This is a genomic window from Actinomyces acetigenes, from assembly GCF_031296635.1.
Taxonomy (GTDB): domain Bacteria; phylum Actinomycetota; class Actinomycetes; order Actinomycetales; family Actinomycetaceae; genus Actinomyces; species Actinomyces acetigenes.
In genome coordinates, this window is sequence record NZ_JASPFC010000009.1 from 16,879 (window position 1) to 30,286 (window position 13,408).

General features: G+C 64.0%; 11 protein-coding genes, 1 tRNA gene and 3 pseudogenes. 12 read left to right on the forward strand and 3 right to left on the reverse strand.

The window, feature by feature from the left end; translation table 11 throughout:
- Positions 1-154: 154 nt before the first annotated feature.
- Both RIV14_RS05040 and RIV14_RS05045 read right to left on the reverse strand, forming a co-directional pair.
- Positions 155-472 (reverse strand): hypothetical protein, encoded by a 318-nt coding sequence (locus RIV14_RS05040; RefSeq protein WP_178387802.1) that lies wholly within the window; start codon positions 470-472, stop codon positions 155-157.
- Between the two features lie 363 nt (positions 473-835).
- Positions 836-1,411 carry a helix-turn-helix domain-containing protein gene (locus RIV14_RS05045; protein WP_256698894.1) on the reverse strand — a complete coding sequence of 192 codons (576 nt, stop codon included), beginning with the start codon at positions 1,409-1,411 and terminating at the stop codon, positions 836-838.
- Positions 1,412-1,480: 69 nt separating this feature from the next.
- Here RIV14_RS05045 and RIV14_RS05050 point away from each other — a divergent pair.
- From RIV14_RS05050 to RIV14_RS05060, 3 genes are all read left to right on the forward strand, one after another.
- Positions 1,481-1,565, forward strand: a tRNA-Leu gene (locus RIV14_RS05050).
- A gap of 125 nt (positions 1,566-1,690) precedes the next feature.
- The gene (locus RIV14_RS05055) at positions 1,691-2,863 is read left to right on the forward strand and encodes an aminotransferase class I/II-fold pyridoxal phosphate-dependent enzyme (protein ID WP_075371521.1); all 1,173 of its coding nucleotides are present in this window, start codon (positions 1,691-1,693) and stop codon (positions 2,861-2,863) included.
- 88 nt (positions 2,864-2,951) lie between these two features.
- Positions 2,952-3,992, forward strand: a complete 1,041-nt coding sequence (locus RIV14_RS05060) for a DUF1266 domain-containing protein (protein WP_075371522.1) — start codon at positions 2,952-2,954, stop codon at positions 3,990-3,992.
- A 43-nt stretch (positions 3,993-4,035) separates the two neighbouring features.
- Here the strand turns inward: RIV14_RS05060 and RIV14_RS05065 are convergent, their stop codons facing one another.
- Positions 4,036-4,236 (reverse strand): YdeI/OmpD-associated family protein, encoded by a 201-nt coding sequence (locus RIV14_RS05065; RefSeq protein WP_075371523.1) that lies wholly within the window; start codon positions 4,234-4,236, stop codon positions 4,036-4,038.
- A 153-nt stretch (positions 4,237-4,389) separates the two neighbouring features.
- Between RIV14_RS05065 and RIV14_RS05070 the strand changes: the two are divergent.
- From RIV14_RS05070 to RIV14_RS05110, 9 genes and pseudogenes are all read left to right on the forward strand, one after another.
- Positions 4,390-5,479 (forward strand): annotated as a pseudogene (locus RIV14_RS05070) (IS256 family transposase); the annotation flags it as partial.
- A pseudogene (locus RIV14_RS05075) lies at positions 5,472-6,453 on the forward strand (IS110 family transposase); the annotation flags it as partial. The pseudogenes RIV14_RS05070 and RIV14_RS05075, both read left to right, overlap by 8 nt.
- Before the next feature lie 320 nt (positions 6,454-6,773).
- The gene (locus RIV14_RS05080; RefSeq protein ID WP_218638177.1) at positions 6,774-7,547 is read left to right on the forward strand and encodes a SagB/ThcOx family dehydrogenase; all 774 of its coding nucleotides are present in this window, start codon (positions 6,774-6,776) and stop codon (positions 7,545-7,547) included.
- Positions 7,548-7,565: 18 nt separating this feature from the next.
- The gene (locus RIV14_RS05085; RefSeq protein WP_218638176.1) at positions 7,566-8,570 is read left to right on the forward strand and encodes a hypothetical protein; all 1,005 of its coding nucleotides are present in this window, start codon (positions 7,566-7,568) and stop codon (positions 8,568-8,570) included.
- A 152-nt stretch (positions 8,571-8,722) separates the two neighbouring features.
- Entirely contained in the window at positions 8,723-9,892 is a 1,170-nt protein-coding gene (locus RIV14_RS05090; protein WP_218638175.1) for a YcaO-like family protein, read from the forward strand.
- Between the two features lie 88 nt (positions 9,893-9,980).
- Positions 9,981-10,625, forward strand: coding sequence for a CPBP family glutamic-type intramembrane protease (locus RIV14_RS05095; RefSeq protein WP_218638174.1), 645 nt, complete (start codon positions 9,981-9,983; stop codon positions 10,623-10,625).
- Entirely contained in the window at positions 10,622-11,371 is a 750-nt protein-coding gene (locus RIV14_RS05100) for a CAAX protease (protein WP_075371530.1), read from the forward strand. Before RIV14_RS05095 ends, RIV14_RS05100 begins: the two co-directional genes overlap by 4 nt.
- A gap of 449 nt (positions 11,372-11,820) precedes the next feature.
- Positions 11,821-13,174, forward strand: a pseudogene (locus RIV14_RS05105) (ISL3 family transposase).
- Entirely contained in the window at positions 13,171-13,347 is a 177-nt protein-coding gene (locus RIV14_RS05110; RefSeq protein WP_081381770.1) for an integrase core domain-containing protein, read from the forward strand. The pseudogene RIV14_RS05105 and the gene RIV14_RS05110 overlap by 4 nt, the downstream one beginning before the upstream one ends.
- Positions 13,348-13,408 lie beyond the last annotated feature (61 nt).

Genomic DNA, 13,408 nt, shown 5'->3' on the forward strand with positions numbered 1-13,408 from the left:
AATGGTGTTGTTGGCGGCCTTCTCATAGGCATGTAATCATTGTATACTGATTGGAGTAATGCATGTATATAATACAAAATACCCACAACTCTCAGGATCGTCATACAACGAAGTGCTGAAGTGTGCTCGCCAGGAATACAACGTCATCGCGCACTCAACCAAACGACAGCCGTACATCAAGTCGAAGTACTTCAGCGGCGAGAAAGTATTTCTCTCCGTGTTTTGGACACATTTGATGGATAAGAACCAGAAGGATCGCACCAAGCGACTTCGCTTCTATAAGGCAGCGCTTGACCTGCTTCGTAATTCTCAGATCAATCCAGATACGATCGCTAGCACCGAAGATCAGCGGATGCTGCTCTATCGGTTCTATGGTGTAACGAAAGACGGCAGCTATTTCTGCGTTCAAGTCAAGGAAGACATACGAACAAAGCGCAAAGACTTCATGTCTGTCTTCGACAGAAAACCGCACTAAATCAGTCTAAAATAAAAATCTCCCGCGGTGTAGCCTAGAAACTACCTGCCGGAGATTTCTTGGTGACACGGCGATCAACTGTGTCTATCTATGATTATATGCTTTTCAGTCTAAATGTCAATAGTTTTAAGCAATTTTGGCACACTAGGAGGATAAAATAAATGGGCACGTGCTGCGTCGGCGTTCCAGCAACGAGTTCTCAAGCACTGTCCTGACAACCGGTATTGTTTTTCCGGCCGTGATGGGATGCCCACGACGGCACACCAGTCTTAAGCTGGTCGGTGGCAAAGACTATTCGGCGCCCCAGCTGGCTCTGGGCGCTCTTCGACGATGGCGGCACCACGCTCACCGCCGCTCTCGTCAGTCCTCGCGAGCAGCCGCCAGGTGACGCCCGATGGTCATGCTGCTGAAGCCCAGCCGCTTGGCAATCTCAGCGATGGTCAGGCCTTGCTGGCGAAGGTGGATCGCCTGGGCACGGTCGTCGTCGGTGAAGTGGTGGTTGCGTTCCAGTCCTGCCTGCCCACGCAGCCGGTAGACCGTTGAGCGGTTGACACCCGTCTGCCGGACGATCTCCTTGACGGGGACGCCGGCGCGGTACAGGTCGACCACCTGCTGGCGCTGCTCGGGCGTGAGCGGCCGGAACTTCGTCTGCTTGATGCGGCCAACCTTGCGCGGCGACCGTGACGCTGTGTCGGGCGCATCACTCTCACCGTTCGGCCGCTCCCCCACGCTAGTGGCCGGTGCGGTGCATCGTCGTTGCAGGGGCTCACCTTCTGACTCTGCCGCATCTAGCTCGGGAGAGGTTCCAGACTCGTCGGCATCGCCCACCGTGCCATCCGACCCGTCAGTAGCCGGCGGATGCGCTACATTGGGGCCGGTACACACCTGGCCGCCCTCACCGGCGGCCAGCTTCCTTCGGAAGTCCAGCAGCACCATCAGGTTGTTAGAGTCAATGGTGCGGAGTTGTACTGACGCCCCAGTTACTCAAACATCGGGGCACGTCTTGCCTCCGTGGTGGAATCGGTAGACACCGCGACCTTAAAAGTCGCTGCCTACGGGCGTGCGGGTTCGAGTCCCGCCGGAGGCACCACAGCATCGCTATACAAACCATCACCTCTGGTTCTCGAAACGTCGCCGTTCCCTCACGAAACCTTTGCCCTCCCGCTATGGGAAGGGGGACACTGGGCCTGTCCTGCCTCGAGTCAAGGAGCCGTCATGAAGATCGCCGCCCGGGCCAAAGCCGCTCAGCCCTTCTATGCGATGAGCATTGGTGAACGCGCTGGAGTCCTCCAGGCGGAAGGCCACTCGATCGCCAAGCTCAGCCTGGGTGAGCCCGACTTCGGCGCCCCTCCCGCGGTTCGCGAGGAGATGTGCCGCGTCATGGACGGCCGACCACTGCCCTACTCCCCCGCCCTGGGCCTGCTCGCACTGCGTGAGGCCATTGCCGGCTTCTACCGGGACAGGCACGGCGTCGAAGTCGATCCTGCCCGGATCGTCGTGACCACGGGTGCGTCGTCGGCGCTCCTGCTGGTGGCCGCCGCCACCACACAAGCCGGTGACGACGTCGTCATCGCCGATCCGTCCTATCCCTGCAACCGGCAGCTGGTGGAGACCTACGGTGGCCGGATCGTTCTGGCGCCCACCAGTCCTGCCAGCCGTTACCAGATGGACCGGGCCGCAGCCGAGGCGGCGTGGACTCCTCAGACGAGCGCGGTGATCCTGGCGACCCCGTCCAACCCCACGGGCACGTCCATCCCCTTCGAGGAGCTGGCGTCGATCTGCGCGCTGGCCCGTGAACGCAGCGCCTGGAGGATCGTCGACGAGATCTACCTGGGGTTGGCTGATCCAGGCGAGGACGGCACACCAGCGCGCACCGTCCTGGAGGCCGATCCTGAGGCGATCGTCATCAACTCCTTCTCCAAGTACTTCGGGATGACGGGATGGCGCCTGGGTTGGGCGATCCTTCCCGAGGAGCTGGTGACCCCCGCCGAGAACCTGGCGGTCAACTACTTCCTGTGCGCCTCGACGCCTATTCAGCAGGCCGCGCTGGCAGCGTTCTCCCCCGAATCCATCGCGGTGTGCGAGCAGCGCCGGCAAGAGCTCCTCGCCCGCAGGAGCATCGTGCTCGACGGGCTGCAACGCATCGGCCTCCCGGTTCCGGTCCTGCCTGACGGCGCCTTCTACGTCTACTTCGACGTCTCCTCCACGGGGCTTGATGCCCAGACCTTCTGCCACCGCGCCCTGGAGGAGGCTCATGTGGCACTCACTCCGGGGCAGGACTTCTCCACGACCACGGCCCACTCCCACGTGCGACTGTCCTACGCTGCCTCCCGCGACGAGCTGCACGAGGGAATGAAGCGTCTCGAAACTTTCATTAACAGTTTGTAAATAAACAGGCATTCAACTCAATAATCCGATATCGAGTCGCGTGCATCAATGTGGCACTCACCTGTTCACATGTTGCACAATTCTCGTCATGTCCCTGCAGACCCTGCTCCTCTCCGCCGCGCTGATAGCTTTTGGAGTGATCGCCGCCGTCGAGATCTCCAAATCAATCCATCAGAAAATACGCTTGCGCCGCGATACGGCATCCTCCGCCCCACACCGGGGTGAGGAATCCACATGGAATGAGCTCACTGAGCATCATCGGCCCGTCAGACACTCCGAGCCCCAGAAGTTCACCGCCGGTCCCCATGAGCGGCTCCTGGCGATCTGCGCGCCGTACTCCCTGTGCCGCCGGGACCCGTGGGACCGGCTCACCTGCTCCGATCTCGACGGCACGCGCACCATGCTCTCCCTCGACTGGGGAGTGTGCTCCCGCGCCGATCTCCTCTCCCGGGTCCATTGGCTCATCACCTCCGGCCACCGCAGCGGCTTCGATGCGGAGCGGGCTCGCTGGGTCGACACCTCCCTGGCGGAGGCTGAGCGCCACGAGCTGCGAGAGTCTGCCGAGTCATCCTCAGACGCGGCCGAGACATTGTGGCGTCTCGAGCGCATGCTCAACAACGATCGGGACATCCGAAACGTGGACTTCTCCGCCTGGGACCTGGTCCGTGCCGGCATGCTGACGCGTTGCGGGTTCGCGCTGGGCTGGCTGACCGAGGAGGAGACCTGGGACACGCTTGCGATCCTGGATCGGGGGCTGCGGGAGCGCTATCGGAGCTGGACGCAGGTGTCGGAGTCGTTCCGACTGGCACGCTGGTACTGGAGCTCCAAGAGCGGCAAGGACGAGCACTTCAACGATCTGCACGACCTCAACCGCTCGCTGGTTCTCCTCAGTCCCGAAGGACCGTGGGGGATCATCGGCTGGGACGTTGAGACTCCCGAGCCCTCGTTCCTGATCCTCGATGACCTCCTCAACACCGGCGCGGCCGCGCCACTGACTGCAGGCGAGAGGAAGCGTGCCACGCGCTGGGAGCGTTGGGTCGACGACCAGGTCATCGCCCGCGGCCAGCATCGTCCCCAGCACTTCGGCCCCCACGTCGAGCAGCACCACCGCTTCGCCAAGCGCGCCTGAGGAAGCGCGTCAACGGCGATCCGCGGATAACGCCGAGCCGGGCCTACCCGTGCTTATCCACCATCATCTCTGCTGCTTTGGTGGCCCGACGACGACGGGTCTCGGCGCGCTTCGCCTCACCGATCCATCGCAGGTACTCGTTGCGGTGCGATGCAGGCAGAGCCTCGAGTATCCTCCCCGCCGCCTCGTTCTCCGACAGCGCCTCGGACAGCTCCGCCGGGATACCTGTCTGCTCGTCACTCATTGCCTCTCCTCTGACCGATTGACAGAACTATCGCGCGGATAAGGAAGTCAAGGAAGGGAGATTGTGGTGGCCCTCATCAACGCCGACACGGAGGGTGTCAGATTGTTTGTGTGAGGGGTGTGATCTGAGCCTTGAGGAGATGAGACTGTGAGCATGGATGTGAGTAGTAGGGATGAGCGCGAGGAGGAGCGTGCTCGTCAGCGGCGGGTCGCTGAGGAGCTGAAGGCTTCAGGGGCCCTGGAGGGGATCTTCGCTCAGGTTGATGCCGGAGCGCCGTTGACCGGGTCTGATGGTGTGCTGGCCGGTGTGGTCAAGGCGGCTCTGGAGCGGGGGTTGGCTGCTGAGCTCACTGAGCACCTGGGTTATGACCGGGGGGATCCGGACGCGGCGGCGTTTCCCAACTCGCGTAACGGGACCAGTTCTAAGACGGTCTCCACCGAGGTTGGGGATGTGGATCTGGACGTTCCACGAGACCGGGCCGGGACGTTTACGCCGATGCTGGTGCCCAAGGGGCAGCGCCGGCTCGATGGGCTCGATGCGATGATCATCAGCCTGTACGCCGGGGGGGATGACGGTGCGGGACATCCAGCACCATCTGGCCTCTACGTTGGGCACTGATCTGAGTCATGAGACGATCAGCAAGATCACCGACCAGATCAGCCAGGAGGTACTGGCCTGGCAGCACCGGCCACTGGATGGCCTCTACCCGGTGATCTACCTCGACGCCATCATGATCAAGGTCCGCGACGGGGCTCACGTGACCAACAAGGCCGCGCATATCGCGGTAGGCGTGGACATGGACGGGATCAAGCACGTCCTGGGCATCTGGGTCCAGGCCAGCGAGGGGGCCAGGTTCTGGGCCCAGGTGTGCGCCGAGCTGGCCAACCGCGGCATCAAGGACGTGCTGATCGTAGAGGGGGCACCTCCCGCACGGGAGCGAAGCGCGCGGGGGGAATGTGACGGGCTGACGGGGCTGCCCGAGGCGATTGAGGCGACCTGGCCCCAGGCGACGGTCCAGACATGCGTAGTCCACCTGATCCGGGCCGCCACGAGGTTCGTGTCCTACAGCGACCGCAAGGCCGTGGCAGCGGCTCTCAGGCCGATCTACCAGGCCCCCAGCGAGGAGGCCGCGTGGGAGGCCCTGGAGACCTTCGAGGCCAGTGAGCTCGGACAGCGCTACCCGGCCGCGGTCAGGACCTTCACCGACTCCTGGGAGCGATTCGCGGGCCTGATGCTCCTACCTGCCGGGACTGTCGATGCGCCGCATCGCAGACTTGAGCCCAGGAAACGCCAAAACCGACGCCCGTGACGCAGCCGTGATCGCTCAAGCTGCCGCCACGATGCCTCACACCCTGCGCGATGTCACCGCGGCCGACGAAGAGGCCGTAGCACTGACCATGCTCACTGGTTTTGACCTGGACCTGGCACGTCAGGTCAACCAGACGGCTAACCGCATTCGAGGCTTGTACACCCAGACCCCGCCCCGTCTTCGAGGCCGTCCTGGGATCCCTCTTGGCCCGCGACGCCATCTTGGAGGCCATAGCGGCCCGACACCGCCCCCACCGCGCTGAAGAAGGCAGGCAAAGCACGCATCGATGCCAGGCTGAAGAAGCACGGAGCCCGCCGCCATGCCGCCTGGGCCCAGCAGATCTGCGATGCCCTGGACAAGCAGACCGTGACGGTGGCAGGCACCGAGGCCGCCGGGGCGGTCCTGCCCCACCTGGCCCACCCGGCTCATCGCCTTGCACTCCCAAAGGGCTGATATCGCCGGCCGTGTCGAGGCTCTGGCGAGTGTCCCACCCTCTCTTGCCCGGCCCCTGACCACCCGTGCCCGGCATCAGGGGTCCCGGCCGCCGCCGTCTTCCTGGCCGAGACCCTGGGCAAGACCTTCACCACCGGGGCCCAACCTGGCCTCCCACATTCGGCCTGGCACCGGTGACCAGGAGGTCGGGATCCTCGATCAGGGGCGAGAGGCGTCTCCCACGCCGGCAACAAGAGACTCAAACGCGCCATGTTCGGCTCCGCCTTCGCCTCCCTCAGATCCGACCCCATCAGCCGCGCCTACTACCAGCGCAAACGAGACCAAGGCAAACGCCCGGGCCGATGCCGTCCTCGCCCGGGCCCACCGCCGCATCCTGCCCCTGACTGAACGCCATGATCCCAGACGCAGCCCTCTACGACCCCCAACCAGCAGCACAGCTACCCACCGCCGCTTGACACACCACATAGGGGCACCCAATCGCCACTCACGCCGTTCCAACGAAAACCCCGCACCGATCACCGAGAACCCGAAAAGTGGCACGAGTCACGACATAGGGATCGCGGGAGTTACTGGCTGGCCCCAGCGGGCTGCTATTGTCGCGAGTGTTCGGGACGCCTCAGCAGGGGGACAGACCATGGCATCTACACCAAATGGGTTGCGCAAGGCCAGCTCGGCAATCACCTCGTATCGAGCGCAGAGCCCAGGGACGGAAGGTGTGGGTTTCCGGACCCATCAGTTCCGATGCGACAACACCGATGGACCGGGCCTGTCCAGCGTGGCAGCCGACTTCCTTCTGGCTTCCCGGATCGGTCGGGGCGACATGGAGTTCAACGTCTCGGTCAGTGACTACTTCGTTGATCCCATGATCGTCACGTACGGCGAAATGGATCGCGACTCACTGATCGATGATGGGATCGACCTTCCCAAGTCCAGCAGGCTGCGTGTCCCGCTGGAGCAAGTGATTGCTCGCCGCCGCAGTGGCCGTGACTACACCGGGGAACCTCTAGATCTGCGTGATGTGGCCACTTTCTTGCGGGGGGCTGCCGGTGTGACCGGTCATCTGAATGTCCCGCGGTCCAATGGTGACACCGTGCGGTACAATCTGCGCGCTGTTCCCTCGGGGGGTGGCCTGTACCCCGTGTCGGTGTTCATGTCCGCCCAGCATGTCTCCGGCCTGGACCGCGGCGTCTACCGGTACTCGCCGATCGTCGACAAGCTGGTTCCCGTGGTCGGCCCGGAAGGCTGTCTGGGGGTTCGCAACGCGTTGGCCGGTGAGCCTGCTATCGAACAGTCCGATGCGGCCGGGGTGCAGTTGATCTTCGTCATCTCCCCATGGCGGTCGATGCGCAAGTACGGGCCCAGAGGGCTCAGGTTCGCCTTTCAGGAAGCCGGGGCGATCGCCCAGCAGATCAACCTGATCTGCACCGCTCTCGGGCTAGCGTCGGTGGAATCGTCCAGTTTTTACGAGAACGAGCTCAACGAGGCGTTGAAGCTCGATGGGATCTTTGAAACCGCTACCCACACGATGACCGTGGGCGTCCAAGCCTAGGTTGGTACAGGAGCCAAAGTGAGCAACCAATTCTCTCCGGGCCTGATGATGGTTCCCTACTCGATGGACCGGGTGGAGCTACGTCGGGGAGTCTGGAACACAGAGAGCACCATTCTGGAAGACGACGAAGCCACGGGAACCCTGTGGCCCACTCTGGACCTGCTGAGTCAAGGAGCGGAGCACTCCGAGATCCTCTCCCGGGTTCCGGGGCTGACGCGGACGGCGCTGGAGGACGTGGTCACGCAGCTGACGGCGCTCGGCGCGCTGATCTCCCCCGACCAGGACACGAGCGATGGCTGGCAGCCACGGCCGGTGTGGGTCGTCAGTGACGACACCGACCTCGCGGACCTGACGCGACAGTTCCTGGTGGACGAGGGTCTCGACGTCACCGTGGTGAGCGACGATACCAAGCCGCCGGCATCCTTCTTCACCGGCCTGCGCCTTGACCAGTCGGCCGATGAGCTGCTGATGGAAGAACAGGCACTCGAGATTGTGTCAACGATGCACCCCGCCGCGCAGCCGCAGCCCGTGCTGGTCGTAGTGCTGGCGCAGAACAACCCTGCAATGCTTCGGGCGCTGGATCTCCTCGCGCGCCGCGCGGGTCTGGCCTGGCTCCACGCGGTCATCGATGGGCCCGCGTTGTACGTCGGGCCCTTCATCATTCCCGGACTGACGGCGTCCTACCGGACCTTCGAGCAGCGGGTCTCGATGAACCTGCGTGAACGGCAGGGTTACCTATCCTGGATGCGGTCCGCGGCTGACCAGGTGCAGGCCGGACGTCCCGAGGTGGCGGTGTCTACCAGAGCGCTGCTCGCCGCACACGTCGCCCATGAGACCACCAGCATCGCCCGGCGAGGCCTCAGCACCACGCGGAACAAGGTCCTGTCGATCTACCTCCCGACAATGGAGATCGCCTTCAACGATGTTCTGCCGATGGCCAAGTTCGATGGCACATCGCAGTTCGCTGCCGCGTCTGACCTCTACTACGACATTCGTGAGTGGATTTCGGAGGGCGGCCGATGAAGCTAAGCCAAGACAGTGATCCCGTCGAGAGCGCAGCACGTCTAAAGCGGCAGACCTACAGCCCACTGTGCGGTCTCGTGACTTCGGTGGGCTACTCCCTCCACCCTGCGCGGGGGCCTCACGTGCGGGTCAACGGAGGAGAACTCACGGGAATGCACGCGCTCCTCGACCGTCCAGACCCGAAGCCTGGCAGCTACCACATTGGCGGGGTTGGCCTAAACGAGTTCGAGGCCGAGATCAAGGTCTACGCCGAGGCGGCCGAGCGGTACTGCGCCGGAACCGGGATCCTCAACAGTTCCTTCGAGCGGCGCTGGGCCACCCGGCAGGACCTGGCTGCCCAAACAGGTGACGAGGTCCTCGACCTGAGCGCCTTTGGGTTCGCGGAACCAACCCTCGGCGGCCCGTTCGACTCCTACAGCGACACGGCGCCCCTGACCTGGGTCAAGGTGCCGCGCGTGGGAACGGCTGGACCGGAGTGGGTTCCGGCGCAGTTCTTCTACTTGGGCTACAACCCTCGCAGACACGACGGCGAACCGTGGCTGGGTACGGCCGTGACCACCGGCACAGCCGTCCACACCACCCGCATGGCCGCCACCCTGGCAGCATCCTTCGAACTCATCCAGGTCGATGCCGCCATGGGCCTTTGGCACGGCTCGTCGGCCCCGGTGCGCATTGCCTTGGACGGCCACCGGCTCGACCGCATCCGACGACTCCTCGAGCGGTCAGCTGGCAGTAGCCATGAGTTGCGCTTCTACTGGCTCCCCTCACCAAGCCTGCAGAACTTCACCATCGCATGCCTGATGGTGGGCAGGGGCAGCCAAGTCCCCCTCGTCGCGGTGGGCCTCGGCGCCGACGCCACCCTCGAGGGAGCCATGTACAAGGCCTTCCTGGAGTGCAGCGGAGTCCGGATGCTCGCTGTCTGGGCATCCTTCGACTCTGAGGATTCCTCCACCATGTCCACCGACGCCATGCTCGATCTCGACTCGAACGTCTCCTACTACGCACGCAACAGCCGGGCCGCCCAGTCCGTCGTGACCAGGTTTGAGACGGGGGCCTCCGCACACGCCGACGACCTCCCGCCCGACAACACCCATACCGGTGCTGATCTGATTCGTGATGTCGTCACGAGCATCACCTCCGTCTCCCCCCTATACGTCGAAGACTTCACCACACCGGAGATCCGGGGCTTGGGATTGTACTGTGTCAGACTCTGGGCGCCGGGCCTGCTCGCGCTGTCGCTGCCGAGCGCACCCATGCGGCAACACCCTCGCTACCGTGCCTACGGTGACTTCGGCAATCCCGCGCCCCATCCTTACCCCTAGCAGAAGCTAGACCGGGATGCCCTTTTTGTCCTGCTTCGCCCTCGTCGCGGTTGGTTTGGTTAGCTGGTCGCCAGCGACCCTGACGAAGATGGTCGGCAACCTCAACAGTAAGGCTCGCTACGCGACCATTTACGTCATCGTTCTGGGCCTTCTCGCGATCACATGCCTGGCGCTGAGCCCCATCCGGAACCTCCAAACGGCGCACGGATGGGGCATGGTCCTGTGCGGAATCGCCGTCTCCCTCCTCGCCCCCCCGGCAGCCGCGTGGCTTGACGCAAGAATTCTCCGGGACGTCACGGGACGCCTGGTAGCAGGCCGGGAACGGCCCCAGAACACCGCCCCCACCTATCGCAGCGGTGATGCGAGTGCTCAGCAACCGGTGTGGGTGACCCGGGCACAGGTGGCCCGATCAATCCAGAACATGCCCCTGTGGCAGCTACTGGTGATCGGGGCCGGGGAAGAGGTCGGATTCCGTCTTGGGGTGCCGATCGTGGCTCTGCGAGCGACCCCGCAGTGGCTGACGCTAACCCTTCTCGGAGCTGCCCTGTTCGCCTACGGCCATTCAGTCTTCGGCCGGGGACAGATCTTGGCCAAGGTGCCGCTGGCAGTGCTGGGAACGGTCCTGTTCATCTACTGGGGGATCTGGGCTTGTGTCGTTGCCCACCTTGTCTACAACGCCCAGTACTGGTGGAACAGGAACGCGACTCATCGGCGCAGGATACCGAACACATGATCATCACCGCCATAGCCTTGACTCTTTACGTCGGCTACTACTTCGTTTCCAAGCCGTTCCTCCGCAAGCTGTCGAATGCTGCAGCCCGGTCCGGTCTCCCAATCCTCGCAAACGCGACCATCGCCGAACGACAAGCAACAATCCAGATGTCCTTGGTGGTGGCTGCCCACCTCATCATGGTGTGTTTTCTGTCCCTCTTGGTCCTGCCCCGGCAATGGTGGCTCTATCAAGCCAGCCATCTGGGAATTCAGAGCATCGCCGTCCTGCTCGCCGTGCTCCTAGGGGTCGGGGAATCCGTTGCTTCGGGAGTCCTCGCGGAGATGCTCTACACCGTGCTCGGATGGATAGACCAGCGTCGTGAGCAACTAGGCCACCCGTCACATCTGGCAGTCGAGATGGTCGAAGCCAGTGCCGGTGGCTGGATGAAGACGATCCGGGTGTCCGTGGAGGCCAACCTGATCGTGGGGGCAGCGTTGCTGACGCTTCAGCTGGCTTGCGAAGAGATTATCTTCCGGTTCATCTTTCCGCGTTGTCTGCCGGGGCACATGTGGACTGCCGGGGCGCTATTCATCATCATGCAGTTCAGCGGTTTGAAACGGCGTATCGGAGGAGTTTTCGCAGCGGTCGGGGCCACAGTGATGGCAGTCAGCCAGGGATATCTCGCCACACGGGCGGACTTCCTAGCCCCACTGGTTGTGGCCCATCTCGTTATGTTCCTCAGCTCACGCACCCTGTCCAACAAGTGAGGGAGCGGCGCAAGCGCCACCCCCTCAGCGGGCCGATCGAAGAATCAGTCTTGTCAGCCGTGCGGTTGTGCCACCACGGCACAGGTCGAGCAGGAGCAGCACGACCCAGCGCTCGAACTGGTGGATCCGCCAGGAGCGAGCATGTCCACCTGGGCACCGAACCCCAGGGCGTTGCTCATGGCGGTCTGGACGGTGCGAACCCGATGGTCGCTGACGGTCTTGACAGTGACCTGCATGATCGCCATCCCTTCTTCGTTGGAAATCCGACGATGCCAGCGTAACAGTTGACAGTTGACTGCGTCTAGTCCCAGAGGCTGATCCGGCTCTTCCGGTTTGAGGGTGTAGGAGGGGGTGGTGGGCGCGCGGGAGTAGACAGGGGGCGTCGAGGTCCTGGCGGGCTTGATGGGTGTCGCTGAACTATCCATCGTCTGCCGGAGGATCCCGACGCTATGTTGAAGGCTACCGCGCGCACCCTTGCCAGGGCGCGCTTCGAGCCGATCGATCCCGACGCCCTGCTGGGCCTGGAGCCCCTGGGCCTTCGCGCCACAGGCCAGCGTGTCATCGAGCCTGCCGATGGCCGATGTGAGCTGGTTGTCGAGGCCCGCCCCGTCTTGGACATCGTTGACGAGCGCTTGTTCTGCGCCTCCTGCGGGGCGCAGGGCCGGCGGGCCGGCACGGTGGCGCGCCTACATTGGCCCACGCCCCGACCTGCGGGAGGATCACCCGCCTGCTGGTGCGAGTCCCCAGGATCGCCTGCCAGCACTGCCAGCGCGTGTGGCGCCTCGACATGGCCCAGGCGGCGCGGCCTCGGGGCGCGCTGAGCCGGGCCGCCGCCTGGTGGGCCCTTCAGGCGGTCGCGATCGACAATATGGCCGTCTCCAGGGTCCGGCCGCACCTGGGGGTCTCGTGGGACGCCGCCAACGACGCCGTACTGAAGGAGGGCAAGGAGGCCCTGGGCCTCTGAAGGACCGCCTCAAGGGGGCGCGCGTGATCGGGATCGATGAGCATGTGTGGCGCCATACCCGGCGCGGCGACAAGTACGTCACCGTCATCATCGACCTGACCCCCGTCAGGGAGGGCGCTGGTCCGGCCAGGCTGCTGGACATGATTCCCGGCAGGTCGAAGAAGGCCCTGGCGTCCTGGCTGACCGACCAAGACCCCACCTGGCGGGCGGGTGTGGAGATTGTGGCGATGGACGGGTTCACCGGCTACAAGACCGCCACCACCGAGCAGCTGCCAGGTGCGACCACGGTGATGGACCCCTTCCACGTCGTGAGCCTGGCCGGTGACGCCCTGGACGCCACCCGGCGTCGGGTCCAGCAGGAGATCGCTGGGCGGCGCGGCACCGCCAAGGACCTGCTCTACAAGGCGCGCCGCACCCTACTGACCGGGCTCGGCCTGATCACCGTGCATCAGGGATAGCGCCTCGACGCGCTGTTCGCTAACGAGCGCCATGCGCCCGTGGAGGTGGCCTGGTCGGTCTACCAGAAGATGATCAGCGCCTACCGCCACACCGACCTCGCCAAGGGCAAACGCCTGATGAGCCGCCTGATCGGCAAGATCGCCACCGGCGTGCCAGCCGGGATCGAGGAGATCGCCCGCCTGGGCAGGACCCTGAAGCGCAGGCGCGAGGACGTTCTGGCCTACTTCGACCACCCGGGCTCGTCCAACGGGCCCACCGAAGCCCTCAACGGTCGCTTGGAGCACCTACGCGGCATCGCCCAAGGCTCCCGCAACCTCACCCACTACACAGCCCGCAGCCTCATCCACACAGGAGGCCTCAGACACCAACTGGCCACCTGACTACACCCTCAAACCGGAAGAGGCGCGATGAGGTCGAGCGGGCGACCGCCGACTGGGTGTCCTGGTACAACACCGAGCGCCCCCACCGCTCCAACGCCAACGACATGCCCCCGGCCACCGCCGAGGCCCTCTACTATGACAACCACCGCGCCGACCAACCAGCCGCCGCATGACAACAACCCCTCCACAAAACCCGGGACGATCCAACCCCACCCAATGACCCACAAACCCATA

Coding starts and splice junctions, on each gene's coding strand:
- RIV14_RS05090 (WP_218638175.1), top strand. CDS start 8,723: ATGCACGCGCTCCTCGACCGTCCAGACCCGAAGCCTGGCAGCTACCAC.
- RIV14_RS05065 (WP_075371523.1), bottom strand. CDS start 4,236: ATGAGTGACGAGCAGACAGGTATCCCGGCGGAGCTGTCCGAGGCGCTG.
- RIV14_RS05100 (WP_075371530.1), top strand. CDS start 10,622: ATGATCATCACCGCCATAGCCTTGACTCTTTACGTCGGCTACTACTTC.
- RIV14_RS05055 (WP_075371521.1), top strand. CDS start 1,691: ATGAAGATCGCCGCCCGGGCCAAAGCCGCTCAGCCCTTCTATGCGATG.
- RIV14_RS05095 (WP_218638174.1), top strand. CDS start 9,981: ATGGTCGGCAACCTCAACAGTAAGGCTCGCTACGCGACCATTTACGTC.
- RIV14_RS05060 (WP_075371522.1), top strand. CDS start 2,952: ATGTCCCTGCAGACCCTGCTCCTCTCCGCCGCGCTGATAGCTTTTGGA.
- RIV14_RS05045 (WP_256698894.1), bottom strand. CDS start 1,411: ATGGTGCTGCTGGACTTCCGAAGGAAGCTGGCCGCCGGTGAGGGCGGC.